Source organism: Enterobacter sp. D2 (assembly GCF_034427575.1).
Lineage (GTDB): Bacteria > Pseudomonadota > Gammaproteobacteria > Enterobacterales > Enterobacteriaceae > Enterobacter > Enterobacter cloacae_M.
On the sequence record NZ_JAXQPP010000001.1, the window covers coordinates 302,738 to 320,820 of the forward strand.

An 18,083-nucleotide genomic window follows, 5' to 3' on the forward strand; every position below is an offset into this window, starting at 1 on the left:
TTTCCCTTCAGAATTGTGCGGCCTGATGCCCTCACCCCGGCCCTCTCCCATGGGGAGAGGGGGCAAACACTAAAAACGGCAACTGGGTTGCCGTTTTGTTTTTACCTTAGAATCGCGTATTCACGCTCATGTACCAGGTACGGCCCGGCTCATTATACGTATACGCTCCCGCACCGTACATATACGCACCGGTGGTGGCATTTCCGGTCGTCTGGGCATTACCCGCGCGCCACTGGCGTTTGTCGAAGACGTTATCCACGCCGCCGGTCAGACTAACGTTTTTGGTCATATCCCAGGTCGCGCTCAGGCCAACGATGCTGTACGGGCTGACTTCGTCTTTCTCAGACCCGGTTACCGGCTGACCTTTGTAGTTGTACTTCTTCGGCTGCTGCTTGCCGTACCAGGTGAAGGTCGACTGGAGCGACACGTCCTGATGCACCTGCCAGCTCAGGGTCGAGTTCAGCGTGTACTCCGGAATAATCGACAGACGATCGCCGGTCTCCTTGTTCTTGCTCTGCAGCATGTAGGTGATGTTGTTGGTCCAGTTGATCGTGTCGCTGACCGGCACGTTCAGGGAGCCTTCCAGCCCTTCGACCACCGCTTTCGGTACGTTTTCCCACTGGTAGATATCCGTCTGCACTTTACCGGAAGAAGTCTGGCCAATCGGCGCGTAGCCCGCTTCAATCTTGTCGCGGTAGTCGTTGCGGAACCAGGTGACGCCCGCCAGCCAGCCGTCGTGTTTCCACTCCAGGCCAATCTCTTTGTTGATGCTGGTTTCGGCCTTCAGGTCGTCGTTACCCATCATGTAGCAGCCCACGCCGTCGGAGCTGGCGTAGCAGCCCTGGCCTTTGCTGTAGAGCAGGTAGTTCGGGTTGGTCTGGTACAGGCTCGGCGCCTTATAGGCGCGGGCGATCCCCATCTTCAGCGTGAAGTCATCCCCCAGACCCTGCGACAGGTTCAGGGATGGGCTCCAGTTGTTGCCGACGATAGTGTGGTGGTCGAAGCGCAGGGCAGGGGTCAGCATGGTGCTGTCGGTCAGCTCCATGTTGTTTTCGGCGAACAGGGAGAAAATCTCCGCCGAGGTGTACGGGCTGCGGTCGTTGCTCATGCCCGGAATGGTGCCGCCCTGCTGGGTTTGGGTGAAGGAGGTCGAGTCCTTCATGCGCTGCTGGTTCCACTCGGTGCCGAGCGTCAGGTTCTGGTTAACGAGGAAATCAATCGGCAGGTTGATTTCACTGTGCAGCATCACGTCGGCCAGATCGGTGTCGGTGAATTTATTACTGTTGAACAGGCCTTCCAGACCGCCCGCCAGCCCTTCGCCCAGACGGGAGTTGCGGGTGTGCTCGTACTGCGCCCAGTTGCTGGTGGTAATGCCGTTATCCCAGCCGCCGTTCCAGGTTACCGCGAAGTTCTGGCGATAGATACGGTTGGTCTCTTTGCCGTAGTTCTTTTTCACCAGACCGCTGGAGCTGTTGTCGTTGTTGGTATTCTGGGTATCACCGGCGTAGAGGTTGTTCTGGCGGCTGTAGCCCGCCTCAAATTCCAGAGACTGCATCGGCGCAAAGTCCCAGCGCACCACGCCGTTGATGTCTTTATTTTCCACCCCTTCACGGCCCGCGGGCAGCGTGTCGGCGTAGGCACCGGTTCGGTCAGACTGGTGACCCTGGTTGATGTCCCACGCGTCGGCCTGGGTTTTGTCCAGGTTACCGAACATGCGGAAGCTGAAGTCGCCGCCCAGCGGGCCGCTCAGGCTGAAGTTGGTGCGTTTGGTGGAACCTTCGTCCTTGTGCTCTGGCGCGTTCAGGTAGGTGTTCCAGGAGCCGTGCCACTGGTCGTCGAATTTTTTGGTGATGATGTTCACCACGCCGCCTGCCGCGCCGTTGCCGTAGCGCGCGGCGGCCGGACCGCGGATCACTTCGATGCGCTCGATCATCTCCGGCGGCACCCAGCCGGTATCGCCGCGGGTGTCACGCTCGCCGCGCCAGCCCAGACGAATAGAGTTGCGGCTGGTGACCGGCTTGCCGTCGATCAGGATCAGGGTGTTTTCCGGCCCCATGCCGCGAATGTCAATCTGACGGTTGTTTCCACGCTGGCCGCTGGTGGAGTTCCCGGTGAGGTTAACGCCCGGCATGGTGCGGATGATTTCCGCCACGTCGCGCGCGGGCGGGTTTTTGCGGATCTCGTCGGCGGTGATGGTCGACACGCCCGGCGCCTGTAAATTCTGCTCGGCGGCGGTGATCACCATAGTGTCTTCGTGCTGCGCAGAGGCGGTGTTGTCGTCTGCCACGGCGGGCAGAGCGACACCATAAATCCCTAAATTGACCAGCAAGGCCAGAGAGTGAATCTTCTTATTCATTGTACGTCCCGCTTTTATGGTTATTTAATGAGCGCGCTTCCCACAGCGCGGGCATTACGCTATTGCAAATGCAAATAGTTATCAATAATATTATCAATAAAATTTGCTCTGAAACAAAAAAGTCTGTTAAACATGGGGTTATAATGGTGACGACGTTAACAACCGGAAGTGAAGCGTGGTGGCAGTCGAAAAACGGACCTGAATGGGAACGTCTGAAGGAGAACTGTCGCGTCACCTTCTGGTGGCGGGATCCGGCAGGCACGCAGAAAACCTCATCGGTCAAACGCGTCTGGCTCTACGTTACCGGCGTGACCGACCATCATCAGAATGCCCGCCCGCAATCTCTTGAACGCATTCCGGATACCGACGTCTGGCAGTGGCAGGGCGAGTTCAGCCCGGAATGGCGCGGCAGCTACTGTTTTATCCCCTCCGTAAATGAAAACGATTTTGCCGATACCGTGTTTGAAGGTCAGCAGCCGGACCGCATGGCGCTGCGCGAAGGCTGGCGCAGGCTGCTGCCGCACGCGGTTTCCGACCCGCTGAATCCGCAGAGCTGGCGCGGCGGGCGCGGTCATGCCGTCTCGGCGCTTGAGATGCCGGACGCGCCCGTTCAGCCCGGCTGGAATCAGCCCAAAACGCCCTTCAAGGCGCCGATCTGCATTGAATGGGAAAGCGCGCGCCTGAAAAACCGCCGTCGCGTCTGGATTTTCACCACCGGGGATGACGGCCCCGAGCGCCCGCTGGCGGTGCTGCTCGACGGGCAGTTCTGGGCCGAAAGTATGCCCGTCTGGCCTGCGCTGGCGTCGCTCACCACCGGGCGCCAACTGCCCCCTGCGGTCTACGTATTAATTGACGCGATCGACATGGAACATCGCAGCCGCGAATTGCCCTGTAACCGCGATTTCTGGCTGGCGGTGCAGGAAGAACTTCTCCCTCATGTAAAACAGCTCGCGTCCTTCAGCGACCGCGCCGACCGTACCGTGGTCGCGGGCCAGAGCTTTGGCGGCCTCTCTTCGCTTTATGCTGGCCTCAACTGGCCGCAGCGCTTTGGCTGCATCCTCAGCCAGTCCGGATCCTACTGGTGGCCGCACCGCGGCGGGCAGCAGGACGGGCTGCTCATCGAACAGCTTAAAGCGGGTGAAAAAACCGCACGCGGGCTGCGCATCATCCTTGAGGCCGGGCGTAACGAGCCGCTTATCTTCCGCGCGAACCAGGCGATTTACGCCGAACTCCGCGCGCAGCAGGTTTACTGGCGTCAGGTTGACGGCGGACACGACGCGCTTTGCTGGCGCGGTGGGCTGACGCAGGGGCTAATGACCCTCTGGCAGCCGCTTATTCAATAACGGAGTCTGTATGGAATTCAGCAATCCTTTCGATAATCCGCAGGGACAGTTCGCCATTTTGCAAAACGACCGTGGGCAGTACAGCCTGTGGCCGCAGCAGTGCGAACTGTCGGCGGGGTGGCGCGTGGTGTGCGAGGCCCAGTCTCAGGAGGCGTGCCAGCAGTGGCTCGCCGGGAACTGGCGCACGCTTGAACCGTCCCATTTTGCGGAGGGGAGCGCATGAAACGGCTTCCTCTCGTCGCCGCCCAGCCGGGTATCTGGATGGCGGAACAGCTGTCCTACCTGCCAAACGCCTGGAGCGTGGCGCACTACACCGAGCTGAAAGGCGATATCGACGCGCCATTGCTGGCAAAAGCCATCGCTGAGGGCATGATGCAGGCCGATACCCTGCGAATGCGTTTTGCCGAGGATAACGGCGAGGTGTGGCAGTGGGTGGATGACACCCTCATTCTGCCGGAGCCGTCCATCGTTCGCGTTACCTCTCACGACGCTGCCGTGGCGCTGATGGAGGCCGATCTCCGCCAGAACCTGCGCGTCGACAGCGGTCAGCCGCTGGCGTTTCACCAGCTGATTCAGGTGGGGGAAAGCCACTGGTACTGGTATCAGCGCTATCACCATCTGGTGGTGGATGGCTTCAGCTTCCCGGCCATTACCCGCCAGATCGCCGCGATTTACGCCGCGTGGAAAAAGGATGAACCGACTCCTGACTCCCCGTTTACGCCATTTGCCGAAGTGGTGGAGGAGTATCAGCACTATCGCGACAGCGAGGCGTATCAGCGCGACGGCGCTTTCTGGGCCGAGCAGCGCAGGCAGCTTCCTTCTCCGGTCTCGCTCTCTTCCGCACCGCTGCCGGGACGCGCCGCTACTACCGATATCCTGCGCCTGAAAATCGCTGCCGACGGTCGCGCCTTCAGCCAGCTTGCGCAGGCGGCAGGACAGGCGCAGCGTACCGATCTGGCCCTTGCGCTGGTGGCGCTGTGGCTGGGGCGCCTGACCGGACGGCTGGACTACGCCGCCGGGTTTATCTTTATGCGACGAATGGGCTCCGCCGCGCTGACCGCGACCGGGCCGGTGCTCAACGTCCTGCCGCTGGCGGTGAATATCAACCCGCAGGAGAGCCTGCCGGAGCTGGCGCTGCGCCTGGCCAACCAGCTGAAAAAAATGCGCCGCCACCAGCGCTACGACGCCGAGCAGATCGTGCGCGACAGCGGGCGTGCCGCAGGCGACGAAGCCCTGTTTGGCCCGGTGCTGAACGTGAAGGTGTTTGATTATCAGCTGGATATCGACGGCGTGGAGGCCATCACCCACACGCTGGCGACCGGCCCGGTAAACGATCTCGAGCTGGCGCTGTTCCCGGACGAGCAGGGTGGGCTGAGCATTGAGATCCTCGCCAGTAAGCAGCGCTACGACGAGGCGACGCTGACGCGTCACGTTGCGCGCCTGAACGCGATGCTGATGCAGTTTGCGGCCAACCCGGACCTGCGCTGCGGCGAGGTGGAAACCGTTTCAGAGCAGGAATACCAGATGCTTGCGCGCATCAACGATACCGGGCTGGCGCTGCCGGCCACCACGCTGGCGGATCTGGTGGCGGAGCAGGCGAGCAAAACGCCGGACGCCCCGGCGCTGGCGGATGCGCGCGTTGAGCTGAACTATCGCCAGATGCGCGAGCAGGTCATCGCGCTGGCAAACCTGCTGCGCGAGCGCGGCGTGAAGCCGGGCGACAGCGTGGCGGTGGCTCTGCCGCGCTCGGTGTTCCTGACGCTGGCGCTGCACGGCATCGTCGAGGCTGGTGCCGCGTGGCTGCCACTGGATACCGGCTACCCGGACGATCGTCTGCGGATGATGCTCGAGGACGCGAAGCCGTCCCTGCTTATTACCACTGACGAACAGCTTCCGCGATTTAGCGATCTGTCCGTCGAGACGTTTAGTTACAACACACTGTTACCGGCCGCGGGTGCTGAACCGCTGCGGCTGGCCAAGCCGGAGCAGACGGCCTACATCATCTTTACCTCCGGCTCGACCGGGCGTCCAAAAGGGGTCATGGTCGGCCATACCGCCATCGTTAACCGCCTGAAGTGGATGCAGGACCACTACCCGCTGGACGCGACGGACGTGGTGGCGCAGAAAACGCCGTGCAGCTTTGACGTGTCGGTATGGGAGTTCTGGTGGCCCTTTATCGCCGGGGCGAAGCTGGTGATGGCAGAGCCGGACGCGCACCGAGATCCGCAGGCGATGCAGAGCTTCTTCGCACGGCACGGCGTGACCACCACCCACTTCGTGCCGTCGATGCTGGCGGCGTTTGTCGACTCGCTGACGCCGGAAAACGTCGACTGCTGCAGAACGCTTAAGCAGGTGTTCTGCAGCGGCGAAGCGCTGCCGACCGAGCTGTGCCGCGAGTGGGAGCAGCTCACCCATGCGCCGCTGCACAACCTGTATGGCCCAACCGAAGCGGCGGTGGACGTCAGCTGGTATCCGGCGTATGGCCCCGAGCTGGCGGCGGTTGAGGGCAACAGCGTGCCGATCGGCTTCCCGGTGTGGAATACGGGACTGCGCATTCTGGACGCGATGATGCACCCGGTGCCGTTCGGCGTGGCGGGCGATCTGTATCTCACCGGCATTCAGCTGGCGCAGGGGTATCTGGGACGTCCGGACCTCACCGCCAGCCGCTTTATTGCCGACCCGTTTGCCCCCGGCGAGCGGATGTACCGCACCGGCGACGTTGCCCGCTGGCTGGACAACGGCGCGGTGGAATATCTCGGCCGCAGCGATGACCAGTTAAAAATTCGCGGCCAGCGCATCGAGCTGGGCGAAATCGACCGGGCGATGCTGTCGCTGCCGGACGTGGCCCAGGCCGTCGCCCACGCCTGCGTGTTCAACCAGGCGGCGGCCACCGGCGGGGATGCCCGCCAGCTGGTGGGATACGTCGTCTCCGAATCCGGCTTACCGCTGGACCGCGACGCGCTGCTTGCGTCGCTCAAAGCCCAGCTGCCGCCGCACATGGTGCCGGTGGTGCTGCTGCAAATCAGCGCGCTGCCGCTCAGCGCGAACGGCAAGCTGGATCGCAAGGCGCTGCCGCTGCCGGAGTTGACGAGTAAAACCTCTGGCCGCGTGCCGGAAAGCGAATCCGAAATCGCCGTCGCGCAGGCATTTTCCGCGCTGCTGGGCTGCGAGGTCAACGACATTGAGACCGACTTCTTTGCCCTCGGCGGACACTCGCTGCTGGCGATGCGCCTGGCGGCGCAGCTTAGCCGCGCGTTCGAGCGCAAGGTTACGCCGGGGCAGATTATGGTCGCCTCCTCGGTGAGCAAGCTCAGCGCGCTGCTGGACTCGCAGATGAGCGACGAGCAGGCGCAGCGTCTGGGGTATGAAACCCTTCTGCCGCTGCGCGAAAGCGACGGGCCGACGCTGTTCTGCTTCCACCCGGCGTCCGGCTTTGCCTGGCAGTTTAGCGTCCTGGCGCGCTACCTCAGCCCGCGCTGGTCCATTGTCGGCATTCAGTCGCCGCGTCCGGACGGTCCGATGCAGCAGTGCGCTGATCTGGATGGGGTCATTGAGCATCATCTTAATACGTTGCGTAAGCAGCAGCTGCGGGGGCCATATTATCTGTTCGGCTATTCCCTCGGCGGCACGCTGGCGCAGGGTATTGCCTCCCGTCTGCGCGAGCAGGGAGAAGCGGTGGCCTTCCTCGGCCTGCTGGACACCTGGCCGCCGGAAACCCAGAACTGGTCGGAGAAAGAGGCCAACGGCCTTGACCCGGAAGTGCTGGCGGAGATCGAGCGCGAGCGTCAGGCGTTTATTGCTGCCCAGCAGGGACAGGGCTCCAGCGAGCTGTTTAACGCTATAGAGGGCAACTACGCCGACGCGGTGCGGCTGCTCACCACGGCGCACAGCGCGCGCTTTGATGGCAAAGCGACGCTGTTCGTCGCCGAGCGGACGCGAACGATGGATCCGCAGGTCGCCTGGGCGCCGTGGGTGGCGGAGCTTGAGGTGTACAGCCAGGACTGCGCCCACGTGGATATCATTTCACCGCAGGCGTTTGAGAAGATAGGGCCGGTGTTGAGGGAGATACTGGGATAACGTCAAAAGCGCCGGGTGGCGGCTGCGCCTTACCCGGCCTACGGATCCGTGGTTGATGTTTGTTAGGTTTGCTCCCTCTCCCTGTGGGAGAGGGTCGGGGTGAGGGCATCAGACCGCACGCTTGCCCAGCGGCACCACCAGCGGCGTACCCGCCACCGGATCGTCAATAATCATGCAGCGCATGCCGTAGATCCGCTCGATCAGCTCCGGCGTCACAATCTCTTTCGGCGCGCCCTGCGCCACGATCTCACCGTCGCGAAGCGCAATCAAATGCGTGGCGTAGCGGCACGCCTGGTTTAAGTCGTGCAGCACCGCCGCCAGGGTATACCCCTGCGTGCGGTTCAGCTCGCTCAGCAGCTCCAGCAGGTCAATCTGATGGCTGATGTCGAGCCAGGTCGTCGGCTCGTCCAGCAGCATGATCGACGTTTCCTGCGCCAGCACCATCGCGATCCACGCGCGCTGACGCTGTCCGCCGGAGAGGGTGTCCACGCTCTGCTGGGCGAGCCCGGTAATACCCGTCGCCTGCATCGCGCGGTTCACCGCCTCGTCATCCTCTTTACGCCAGCGGGTAAATAGCGGCTGGTGCGGATAGCGTCCGCGCGAGACCAGCTCCTGCACCGTGATGTCGCCCGGCGTGGTGGCGTTTTGCGCCAGCAGACCGATGCGTCTGGCCACCTCCTTGCTGGCGAAGCGCTGGATCTGCTCCCCGTCAAGAAACACGCTGCCTTCAGCCGGCGTCATCAGGCGGCTCAGCGTGCGCAGCAGGGTCGATTTTCCGCAGCCGTTCGGGCCGATAATGGCCGTGAAGTGGCCGTCCGGAATGGCAACGGATAAGTCACGGGCAATGATTTTTTTGCCGTAGCCGAGGGTGAGGTTTTCGCCGCGCAAGCGGGTGGTTGTGTCTGTCATTTCCTGCGTGACTCCTGAACGAGCAAGACGATGAGGTAAATTCCGCCGAGACTGACGGTCACCACGCCCACCGGCAGTTGATAAGGCATAAACAGCCGCTGGGCGCAGAGATCGGCGGCCAGTAGCAGCAGCGCGCCGCACAGCGCCGCCTGGGTTAATCCCCAGCGCGCCGTGCCGCTAAGTCGCCGGGCGATGTGCGGCGCTACGAGGGCGATAAACGAGATTGGCCCGGCAATCGCGGTGGAGGCGGCGGTCAGCAGTACGGCGACCAGCATCAGCATCAGGCGCGAGCGTTCGACGCCCACGCCCAGCGCGCAGGCGCTATCGTCGCCCATCTCCAGCAGACGCATACGGCGCACCAGCAGCAGCGCGCCGATAAACATCAGCAAAATCAGCGGCGCGGCGGGCCAGATTTTGCCCCACGTCAGGCCGTTGAGGGAGCCTGCATACCACAGCCCGGCGGAGAGTGCGGTTTCCAGAGAAGCCTGCAACAAAAGCCAGGTGTTAAACGCCATCAGCATCGCGCGGATGCCGATCCCGATAATGATCAGCCGGAAGGTGTCAATGCCGTTGCGCCAGGCCAGGGCCCAGATAAGCAGCGAGGTCAGAATGCCGCCCGCCATCGCCGTAAAGGTAATGGCCGTCAGATGTTGCCCGAACAGCACCATCGCCACCAGCACGCCGCTCCAGGCGCCGGTGTTGAGGCCCATCACGTCCGGGCTGCCCAGCGGGTTGCGCATCAGCGACTGGAATATTGCGCCGCTCACGCCGAGCGCCGCACCGACCAGAATCGCCATCGCCACGCGCGGCAGTCGCCACTCCGTCACCACCATGGTGATGTTACGCGGCGCGATGCCGAGCAGGGCGTTGAAGACCTGAGTAAAGTCGAGCGTCACCGCGCCGCTGCGCAGGCTCCAGACCGCCAGCAGCAGAATGGCGATAAGCAGCAGCGAGACGCTGGTCAGTAAACGACGGGACGGGGCCATCATGCGCCACCTCCGCGTTTACGGCGAACCAGGAAGATCAGCACCGGCGCGCCGATAAAGGCGCTGACCACCGAGACGCGCAGCTCGCCGGGCACCAGCAGGCGGCCCAGCACGTCGGCAAACAGCAGCAGGGCAGGGGTCGCCAGCAGCGTCACCGGCAGCGACCAGCGGTGATCCGCCCCCACCAGCCAGCGCGCCATGTGCGGCATCATCAGGCCGATAAAGGCGATCGGGCCGACCACGGCGGTCGCGCTGCCGCACAGTACGGTGATGGCGAACAGACCAATCAGCTGCGTGCGCGCCACGCGGTTGCCGAGGACGGTCGCGGTGTCGCTGCCGAGGCTCAGGCTGTTGAGCGACCGGCTTAAAAACAGCGCCACGGCGGCAGCGATAATGACCGGGATCGCCACCACTTTAAGCGTGTCGAGGGTGCGGATATCCAGCGAGCCGGCCTGCCAGAAGCGCAGCTGGTCGTAGACGTCCGGGTTGAGCAGGGCTATGCCGTTGGACAAGCCCTCCAGCACCGCCGCGAGCGCTACGCCCGCAAGGGTCAGGCGTACCGGGCTCAGCTGCCCGCCGCCCTGGCTGCCGGTAAAGGCGACGACCAGCGAGGCGGCCAGCGCGCCGCAGAAGGCCATCACCAGCTGTTCAGAGGGTGAGGTCAACCCGAACAGCGCCGCGCCGAGCACGATGGCAAAGCTGGCGCCGGAGTTAACGCCGAGAATGCCGGGGTCCGCCAGCGGGTTACGGGTGAGGGTTTGCATCAGGGCACCGGCAAGGCCCAGCGCGCCACCGGCCAGCAGTCCGGCAAGCGTGCGGGGCAGTCGGGCGTCGAGCACGATGACGCAGTCGGCGCTCTGGCAGGTGCCGGAGAGCGCATCAACGATAACGGACGCGGGCAGCGGCTTCGCGCCGACCAGCAGGCTGAGTGCAGCCGCAAGGCTCAGGAGCAGCAGTAAAACGGGCACGGCAACGGCGCGCACCGCAGAAGAGGAAAACGACATAGCAACATCCATGATTTGATAATGATAGTGATTATCGTTATCTATCTTATTTGGCTATGTTAGCATGTGCGCCCATGGAAAGGGTAGAAATAGACTCAAGGCTTTGTCATGAATCAAAAATCCTGGCTGCTCAACCTCAGCCTGCTGAAAACGCACCCGGCGTATCGCGCCGTTTTTATCGCTCGCTTTATCTCCATTTTGTCCCTCGGGCTGCTCGGCGTCGCCGTGCCGGTACAGATCCAGACCCTGACGCACTCCAGCTGGCTGGTGGGGTTATCCGTCACCTTAACCGGCGGGGCGATGTTCATCGGCCTGATGGTCGGCGGCGTGCTGGCGGACCGCTACGAGCGTAAAAAGCTGATCCTGCTGGCGCGCGGCACCTGCGGCGTGGGCTTTATCGGGCTGTGTCTGAACGCGATGCTGCCGGAGCCGTCGCTGATTGCGATTTACGCGCTGGGGCTGTGGGACGGTTTCTTCGCCTCGCTGGGCGTGACGGCGCTTCTTGCGGCAACGCCCGCGCTGGTCGGGCGCGAGAACCTGATGCAGGCGGGGGCGATTACCATGCTCACCGTGCGTCTGGGCTCGGTGATTTCGCCGATGGTGGGCGGCCTGCTGCTGGCGACCGGCAACGTGGCGTGGAACTACGGGCTGGCGGCGGCGGGAACCTTTATCACCACGCTGACGCTGCTGCGTCTGCCGCTGCTGCCGCCTCCGCCGCAGCCGCGCGAGCATCCGCTGAAATCGCTGATGGTCGCGATTCGTTTCCTGTTCAGCAACCCGCTGATTGGCGGGATTGCGCTGCTCGGCGGCCTGCTGACCATGGCGAGCGCCGTGCGCGTGCTCTACCCGGCATTAGCGGGAGCGTGGCAGATGAGCGCCTCGGAGATTGGTCTACTGTACGCCGCCATTCCGCTCGGCGCGGCGTGCGGGGCGCTGACCAGCGGCAACCTGGCGCAGAGCGCGCGTCCGGGGTTGATTATGCTGCTTGCCACGCTGGCCTCGTTTATCGCCATCGGCTTCTTCAGCCTGATGCCGGTGTGGGCTCTCGGGGTGCTGTGTCTGGTGATTTTCGGCTGGCTGAGCGCCATCAGCTCGCTGCTGCAGTACACCCTGATCCAGACCCAGACGCCGGAAGGGATGCTCGGGCGCATTAACGGCCTGTGGACGGCGCAGAACGTGACGGGTGATGCGATTGGCGCGGCGATCCTCGGCGGGCTGGGCGCGATGATGACCCCGGTGGCCTCGGCGAGCTGCGGCGGGTTTGCGTTAGCGATGGTTGGCGGGATTTTGTTAGTGGCGCTGGTGGAGTTGCGGCGGTTCAGGCAGGAGGTTGTGTTGAACGACGGGGCGGCCTGATGCCCTCACCCTGGCCCTCTCCCACAGGGAGAGGGAGGGGAAATGCCTACTTAAACAATGCATTCAATCGGTCTAACACCAACATCGCGCTGTAATAATCCAGGCGGAACGTCTCCGTTCCCAATGCCCAGACCCGTTTGTTTTTCACCGACGGCAAATGCGCCAGCAGCGGGTTGGCGTAAATCGCATCCACGTCTTTCTGGTCGCCGGCAAACACAAACAGCCCTTCGCCGTTCAGCCCCGTCGCCAGGTTTTCCCCTCCCAACTGAATGATGTCGTGGCGTTTGCCCTGGCTTTTTGAGGTGTGCAGTCCGGCGGGCAGCTCCGCCAGCGTAAAGCCCAGCTGGTGCAGCAGCTTGCCCTGCGCCGATTCCGCAGTCCACAGGTTGGCGCTGTGCGCGGCGGCGGTATAGACGATGGCGTTGACAGGCTGCGGCGGCAGCTTCATCTGCTCTTTCACCTGCGCGAGCTGTTTATCAAAGGCGGCAATGCGCTCTACGGCCTGTTTTTCCTGCCCGGTAATGGTGCCCAGTAGGGTCAGCAGTGCCTGCCAGCTTTTGTCGTCGTAGTTGATGATAAGCGTCGGCGCGATAGCTGAGAGCTGATCGTACAGCGCCAGTGCGGAATCCCCGCCGGTAGCGCTGATCAAAATCAGATCCGGCATCTGGGCGGCGACCGCTTCGGCGCTCGGCTCGCCGATGTACAGCCGTGCAACCTTGCGCTGTTTCGCAATATCACCCCACTGGCGCAAAAAGCCCTGCGCATCCGCCACGCGGTTGTTCGGCGTGGTGGCGCCGCTGGCGACGACCGGGGCGTCAATCGCCAGCAGGGAGCCGGTTAAGGTCACGCTGGTGGAGACAATGCGCGTCGGTTTGCTCTCAAGCGTGTGAACGCCTCGGCTGTCGGTCACCTGACGCGGCCAGTCGGCGGCAGCGGCTGAGGCAAGTCCTAAAACAAAAAGTCCAGATAAAAGCAGGGTATTACGGAATAGGGCAGGGAATTTCACAGCGCGACATCCTGTTTTTGTTGAAGATAATGCTTCTCATTTTCATGGTTGCCGCGAAGGGATGCAAGCTTTTGTCGCACAAGTTATTTGTCTGACGGTTGACAGCGAAGCGATGTGGGATTAGGTTAGCCGACGAAAATATAAATGATAATCATTATTGCTTCTTTTATCATTTTGAGGAGGATGATATGGACACGTCCCTGGCTGAGGAAGTTCAGCACACCGCGACCACGCTGCAATCAGACAGCTTTTTCTTTATGTCGCCTTACCGCAGTTTTACTACCTCAGGCTGTTTTGCCCGCTTCTCTGAACCCGCCGTCGGCGGCGACGATCCGGCGGGGCACTTCCAGCAAAAATTAGCCCAGGCCTTCCGGAATGCGAAAGCCAGCGGCATCGCTCATCCGGTGATGGTAGGGGCTATTCCGTTCGATACCCGCAAGACATCTTCTCTGTTTATTCCTCAGCGCTGGCAGACCTTTTCCCGTCCGGCACGTCAGCAGTCCGCACGCTATTTCTCCGGCGCGCAGGCGCTGAAGGTGGAACAGCGCACCGAGATCCCCGCTCAGCCCGTGTTCGAAGAGATGGTCGCGCGCGCCGCGTCGCTCACCGCCACGCCGCAGGTGAATAAGGTAGTGCTGTCGCGCCTGATTGATATCGCCACCGATAAAAACATGGATAGCGGTGCGCTGATGGAGCGGCTGATCGCCCAGAACCCGGCGAGCTTTAACTTCCACGTGCCGCTGGAGGACGGCGGCGTGCTGCTCGGAGCCAGCCCGGAACTGCTGCTGCGCAAAGAGGGCAGGCACTTTAGCTCGCTGCCGCTGGCAGGCTCCGCGCGCCGCCAGCCGGACGACGTATTGGATCGCGAAGCGGGCAATAAGCTGCTCGCCTCCGAAAAAGACCGTCACGAGCACGATCTCGTAACCCAGGCGATGAAGGCCATTCTGGCACCGCGCAGCCACCACCTGAGCATGCCGTCTTCCCCGCAGCTCATCACCACGCCGACGCTGTGGCATTTGGCGACGCCGGTTGAAGGTGACGCGCGTGACAACGAAAACGCCCTGACGCTGGCCTGCCTGCTGCACCCGACCCCGGCCCTGAGCGGCTTCCCGCATCAGGCGGCAAAAGAGCTGATTGCCGAGCTGGAGCCGTTCGACCGCGAGCTGTTCGGCGGCATCGTCGGCTGGTGCGACAGCGAAGGCAACGGCGAGTGGGTGGTGACCATCCGCTGCGCGCGTCTGCATAAAAACACCGTTCGCCTGTTTGCCGGCGCGGGCATTGTGCCGGCCTCCTCGCCGGTGGGCGAGTGGCGCGAGACGGGCGTGAAGCTCTCCACCATGCTTAACGTGTTTGGCCTGCACTAAGGAACGCTCATGACTATTCCCTTTACCCGCTGGCCTGAGGAATTCGCCCGCCGCTACCGTGAAAAAGGCTACTGGCAGGATCTGCCGCTGACCCACATCCTGACGGATCGTGCGGACAGCGATGCCGTGGCGATTATCGACGGCGAGCGGCACATCACCTACCGCGCGTTTAATCAGGCGGTAAACAATCTGGCGTCCGCTCTTCAGGCGCGCGGGCTGCAGCGCGGCGAGACGGCGCTGGTGCAGCTCGGAAACGTGGCCGAGTTCTACATCACTTTCTTCGCGCTGCTGCAAATCGGCGTCGCGCCGGTGAACGCGCTCTTTAGCCATCAGCGCAGCGAGCTGAACGCTTACGCGGAGCAGATCAAACCCGCCGCGCTGATTGCCGATCGCGACCACGGGCTGTTTGCGGGCGATGATTTTCTTAACACCTTTGTGGATGCGCACCGCTCGGTTCGCGTCGTGCTGCTGCGCGGCGATAAGGACGAACACGCCCTGGAAGCGGCGATTGCGCGTCCGGCGGACAATTTCATCCCGAACCCAACGCCCGCCGACGAAGTGGCGTTTTTCCAGCTTTCCGGCGGTAGCACCGGCACGCCGAAGCTGATCCCGCGCACGCACAACGATTACGACTACAGCATTCGCCGCAGCAACGAGATTTGCGGCATCACCGCCGATACGCGTTACCTGAACGCGCTGCCCGCGGCGCATAACTACGCCATGAGTTCGCCGGGATCGTTAGGCGTTTTCACCGCGGGCGGCTGCGTGGTGCTGGCGAACGATCCGAGCGCCACGCTCTGCTTCCCGCTGATTGAACGGCATCAGATTAACGTCACCTCGCTGGTTCCTCCGGCGGTGAGCCTCTGGCTGCAGGCGATTGCCGACGGCGCGGGAAGCGCGCAGCTTAAATCCCTCAGGCTGCTGCAGGTGGGGGGCGCACGTCTCTCCGCCACGCTCGCGGCGCGCATTCCGGCGGAAATCGGCTGCCAGCTTCAACAGGTGTTCGGCATGGCGGAAGGGCTGGTGAACTACACCGCGCTCGACGACGCGCCGGAACGCATCATCAACACCCAGGGCCGCCCGATGTGCCCGGACGACGAAGTTTGGGTGGCGGACGAGCACGGAAACCCGCTGCCGCGCGGTGAGGTCGGGCGTCTGATGACGCGCGGGCCGTATACCTTCCGCGGCTATTTCAACAGCCCGGAACACAACGCCAGCGCCTTTGACGCCGACGGCTTTTACTGCTCCGGCGATCTGATTGCCATTGACGAGCAGGGCTACATCACCGTGCAGGGGCGCGAGAAAGATCAGATCAACCGCGGCGGCGAGAAGATCGCCGCCGAAGAGATTGAAAACCTGCTGCTGCGCCACGAGTCGGTGATCCACGCCGCGCTGGTGAGCATGGAGGACAGCCTGCTGGGCGAAAAAAGCTGCGCGTATCTGGTGGTGAAACAGCCCCTGCGCGCGGTCGAGGTGCGCCGCTTCCTGCGCGAGCAGGGCGTTGCCGAATTCAAGCTGCCGGACCGCGTGGAGAGCGTGGATGCGCTCCCGCTAACGCCGGTCGGTAAAGTCGATAAGAAACAGTTGCGCCTGTGGCTTGCTGAACGCGCCCGGGGCTGAGGAATAGAGTATGGCCATTCCAAAATTAACCGCTTACGCGCTGCCGACCGCCGCAGATCTGCCGACCAACAAGGCGAACTGGGCGTTCGAGCCTGAGTGCGCCGCGCTGCTAATCCACGATATGCAGGAGTATTTCCTGAACTTCTGGGGCGAAAATAGCGCGATGATGCAGCAGGTGGTGGCGAATATCGCCAGACTGCGCGCTTACTGCAAAGCGCACAATATTCCCGTCTACTACACCGCCCAGCCGAAAGAGCAGAGCGACGAAGAGCGCGCCCTGCTGAACGACATGTGGGGGCCAGGCCTGACCCGCTCACCGGAGCAGCAGCGCATTGTAAGTGAACTGACCCCGGACGAAGCGGACACGGTGCTGGTGAAGTGGCGCTACAGCGCGTTTCACCGCTCGCCGCTGGAGCAGATGCTGAAAGAGACGGGCCGCAACCAGCTGCTGATTACCGGCGTCTACGCCCACATCGGCTGCATGACCACCGCCACCGATGCCTTTATGCGCGACATCAAGCCGTTCTTTATCGCCGACGCGCTGGCGGATTTCACCCGCGACGAGCATCTGATGTCGCTGAACTACGTAGCAGGGCGCTCGGGCCGCGTAGTGATGACCAACGAGCTGCTGCCTTCCGTTCCGGCGACCAAAGCCGCGCTGCGCGAGCTGATCCTGCCGCTGCTGGACGAGTCCGACGAGCCGATGGATGACGAAAACCTGATCGACTACGGCCTGGACTCGGTGCGCATGATGGCGCTGGCCGCCCGCTGGCGCAAAGTGCACGGCGATATCGACTTCGTGATGCTGGCAAAAAATCCCACAATCGACGCCTGGTGGGCGCTGCTCTCCCGCGAGGTGAAGTGATGGGTCTGGATTTCACCGGTAAAACCGTCTGGGTGACGGGCGCGGGTAAGGGGATTGGCTACGCGACGGCGCTGGCGTTTGTGGAGGCGGGCGCACGGGTGACCGGCTTCGATCTGGCGTTTCCGCTGGGCGATTATCCGTTCGCCACTGAAACCCTGGACGTGGCGGATGCCGCGCAGGTGCATGAGGTGTGCGGGCGCGCGCTGGCGTCGCTTGAACGGCTGGACGTGCTGGTCAACGCGGCGGGCATTCTGCGCATGGGGGCGACGGACCAGCTTTCGCAGGAGGACTGGCAGCAGACCTTCGCGGTTAACGTCGGCGGCGCGTTCAACCTGTTCCAGCAGACGATGGGCCAGTTCCGCCGTCAGCAGGGCGGGGCGATAGTCACCGTGGCGTCCGACGCGGCGCACACGCCGCGCATCGGCATGAGCGCCTATGGCGCGTCGAAGGCGGCGCTGAAAAGCCTGGCTATGACCGTCGGGCTGGAGCTGGCGGGCAGCGGCGTGCGCTGTAACCTGGTGTCGCCGGGCTCAACGGACACCGATATGCAGCGCACCCTGTGGAAAAGCGACGACGCGGAGCAGCAGCGTATTCGCGGCTTTGGCGAGCAGTTCAAGCTTGGCATTCCGCTGGGCAAAATAGCTCGTCCGCAGGAGATAGCCAGCACGGTGCTGTTCCTTGCATCCGATGCCGCCAGCCATATCACCCTGCAGGATATCGTGGTGGACGGCGGCTCCACGCTGGGGGCGTAAGATGATCTGGAAACGCCATTTACCGCTCAAGGAGCTGAACGCGACCAGCCTGAATACGCTGGTGGCGCATCTCGGTATCGTCTATACCCGCCTCGGTGACGACACGCTGGAAGCGGAGATGCCGGTGGATGCGCGTACCCATCAGCCGTTTGGCCTGCTGCACGGCGGCGCGTCGGCGGCGCTGGCGGAAACGCTGGGGTCGATGGCCGGTTTTCTGATGACCCGCGACGGGCAGAGCGTGGTGGGGACGGAGCTTAACGCCACGCACCATCGTGCGGTCTCTCACGGCAAAGTGCGCGGCGTTTGCCAGCCGCTGCATCTGGGGCGTTCGAGCCAGAGCTGGGAGATTGTGGTATTCGACGAGCAGGGGCGGCGGTGCTGCACCTGTCGGTTGAGCACGATGGTGTTGGGCTAAGCCAGGCAGATCAAAGTGATCGGCTTAACA

Annotated in this window: 14 protein-coding genes; 9 read left to right on the forward strand and 5 right to left on the reverse strand. The window is 62.9% G+C overall.

Annotation, left to right across the window (positions count from 1 at the left end; translation table 11 throughout):
• Positions 1 to 106: 106 nt before the first annotated feature.
• Positions 107 to 2,356: a TonB-dependent siderophore receptor gene (locus tag SPG90_RS01420; RefSeq protein ID WP_258756635.1), complete on the reverse strand. Its 2,250-nt coding sequence runs from the start codon at positions 2,354 to 2,356 to the stop codon at positions 107 to 109.
• 140 nt (positions 2,357 to 2,496) lie between these two features.
• On the opposite strand from SPG90_RS01420, the gene fes reads away from it, so the two are divergent.
• From fes to entF, 3 genes are read left to right on the forward strand one after another with little or no spacing between them, the layout of a single operon-like run.
• Complete coding sequence (fes, locus tag SPG90_RS01425; RefSeq protein ID WP_322408152.1) at positions 2,497 to 3,699, forward strand: enterochelin esterase; 1,203 nt, start codon at positions 2,497 to 2,499, stop codon at positions 3,697 to 3,699.
• Positions 3,700 to 3,709: 10 nt separating this feature from the next.
• The gene (locus SPG90_RS01430; protein ID WP_126302909.1) at positions 3,710 to 3,922 is read left to right on the forward strand and encodes an MbtH family protein; all 213 of its coding nucleotides are present in this window, start codon (positions 3,710 to 3,712) and stop codon (positions 3,920 to 3,922) included.
• Positions 3,919 to 7,776 (forward strand): enterobactin non-ribosomal peptide synthetase EntF, encoded by a 3,858-nt coding sequence (entF, locus tag SPG90_RS01435; RefSeq protein ID WP_126302908.1) that lies wholly within the window; start codon positions 3,919 to 3,921, stop codon positions 7,774 to 7,776. The genes SPG90_RS01430 and entF overlap by 4 nt, the downstream gene beginning before the upstream one ends.
• 108 nt (positions 7,777 to 7,884) lie before the next feature.
• Here the strand turns inward: entF and fepC are convergent, their stop codons facing one another.
• The 3 genes from fepC to fepD are packed head-to-tail and all read right to left on the reverse strand — an operon-like array spanning position 7,885 to position 10,675.
• A complete protein-coding gene (fepC, locus tag SPG90_RS01440) occupies positions 7,885 to 8,685 on the reverse strand; it encodes an iron-enterobactin ABC transporter ATP-binding protein (protein ID WP_045356527.1) in 801 nt (266 codons plus the stop codon).
• Positions 8,682 to 9,671 (reverse strand): iron-enterobactin ABC transporter permease, encoded by a 990-nt coding sequence (gene fepG, locus SPG90_RS01445; protein ID WP_072254642.1) that lies wholly within the window; start codon positions 9,669 to 9,671, stop codon positions 8,682 to 8,684. Before fepG ends, fepC begins: the two co-directional genes overlap by 4 nt.
• Positions 9,671 to 10,675, reverse strand: coding sequence for a Fe(3+)-siderophore ABC transporter permease (gene fepD, locus SPG90_RS01450; RefSeq protein WP_248195923.1), 1,005 nt, complete (start codon positions 10,673 to 10,675; stop codon positions 9,671 to 9,673). The genes fepG and fepD overlap by 1 nt, the downstream gene beginning before the upstream one ends.
• 108 nt (positions 10,676 to 10,783) lie before the next feature.
• Here fepD and entS point away from each other — a divergent pair, with 108 nt between their 5' ends.
• Entirely contained in the window at positions 10,784 to 12,031 is a 1,248-nt protein-coding gene (gene entS, locus SPG90_RS01455) for an enterobactin transporter EntS (protein WP_045402057.1), read from the forward strand.
• A 46-nt stretch (positions 12,032 to 12,077) separates the two neighbouring features.
• On the opposite strand, the gene fepB is transcribed toward entS, so the two are convergent.
• Positions 12,078 to 13,037, reverse strand: coding sequence for a Fe2+-enterobactin ABC transporter substrate-binding protein (gene fepB / locus SPG90_RS01460; protein ID WP_023310705.1), 960 nt, complete (start codon positions 13,035 to 13,037; stop codon positions 12,078 to 12,080).
• 188 nt (positions 13,038 to 13,225) lie between these two features.
• On the opposite strand from fepB, the gene entC reads away from it, so the two are divergent.
• The 5 genes from entC to entH are packed head-to-tail and all read left to right on the forward strand — an operon-like array spanning position 13,226 to position 18,053.
• Positions 13,226 to 14,401 (forward strand): isochorismate synthase EntC, encoded by a 1,176-nt coding sequence (entC, locus tag SPG90_RS01465; protein ID WP_322407868.1) that lies wholly within the window; start codon positions 13,226 to 13,228, stop codon positions 14,399 to 14,401.
• 9 nt (positions 14,402 to 14,410) lie between these two features.
• Positions 14,411 to 16,021 (forward strand): (2,3-dihydroxybenzoyl)adenylate synthase EntE, encoded by a 1,611-nt coding sequence (entE, locus tag SPG90_RS01470; RefSeq protein WP_258756618.1) that lies wholly within the window; start codon positions 14,411 to 14,413, stop codon positions 16,019 to 16,021.
• Positions 16,022 to 16,031: 10 nt separating this feature from the next.
• The gene (locus SPG90_RS01475; RefSeq protein WP_322407869.1) at positions 16,032 to 16,886 is read left to right on the forward strand and encodes an isochorismatase; all 855 of its coding nucleotides are present in this window, start codon (positions 16,032 to 16,034) and stop codon (positions 16,884 to 16,886) included.
• Positions 16,883 to 17,638: a 2,3-dihydro-2,3-dihydroxybenzoate dehydrogenase EntA gene (gene entA / locus SPG90_RS01480; protein WP_032668097.1), complete on the forward strand. Its 756-nt coding sequence runs from the start codon at positions 16,883 to 16,885 to the stop codon at positions 17,636 to 17,638. Before SPG90_RS01475 ends, entA begins: the two co-directional genes overlap by 4 nt.
• Position 17,639: 1 nt before the next feature.
• Complete coding sequence (entH, locus tag SPG90_RS01485) at positions 17,640 to 18,053, forward strand: proofreading thioesterase EntH (RefSeq protein ID WP_213750972.1); 414 nt, start codon at positions 17,640 to 17,642, stop codon at positions 18,051 to 18,053.
• Positions 18,054 to 18,083: the final 30 nt, after the last annotated feature.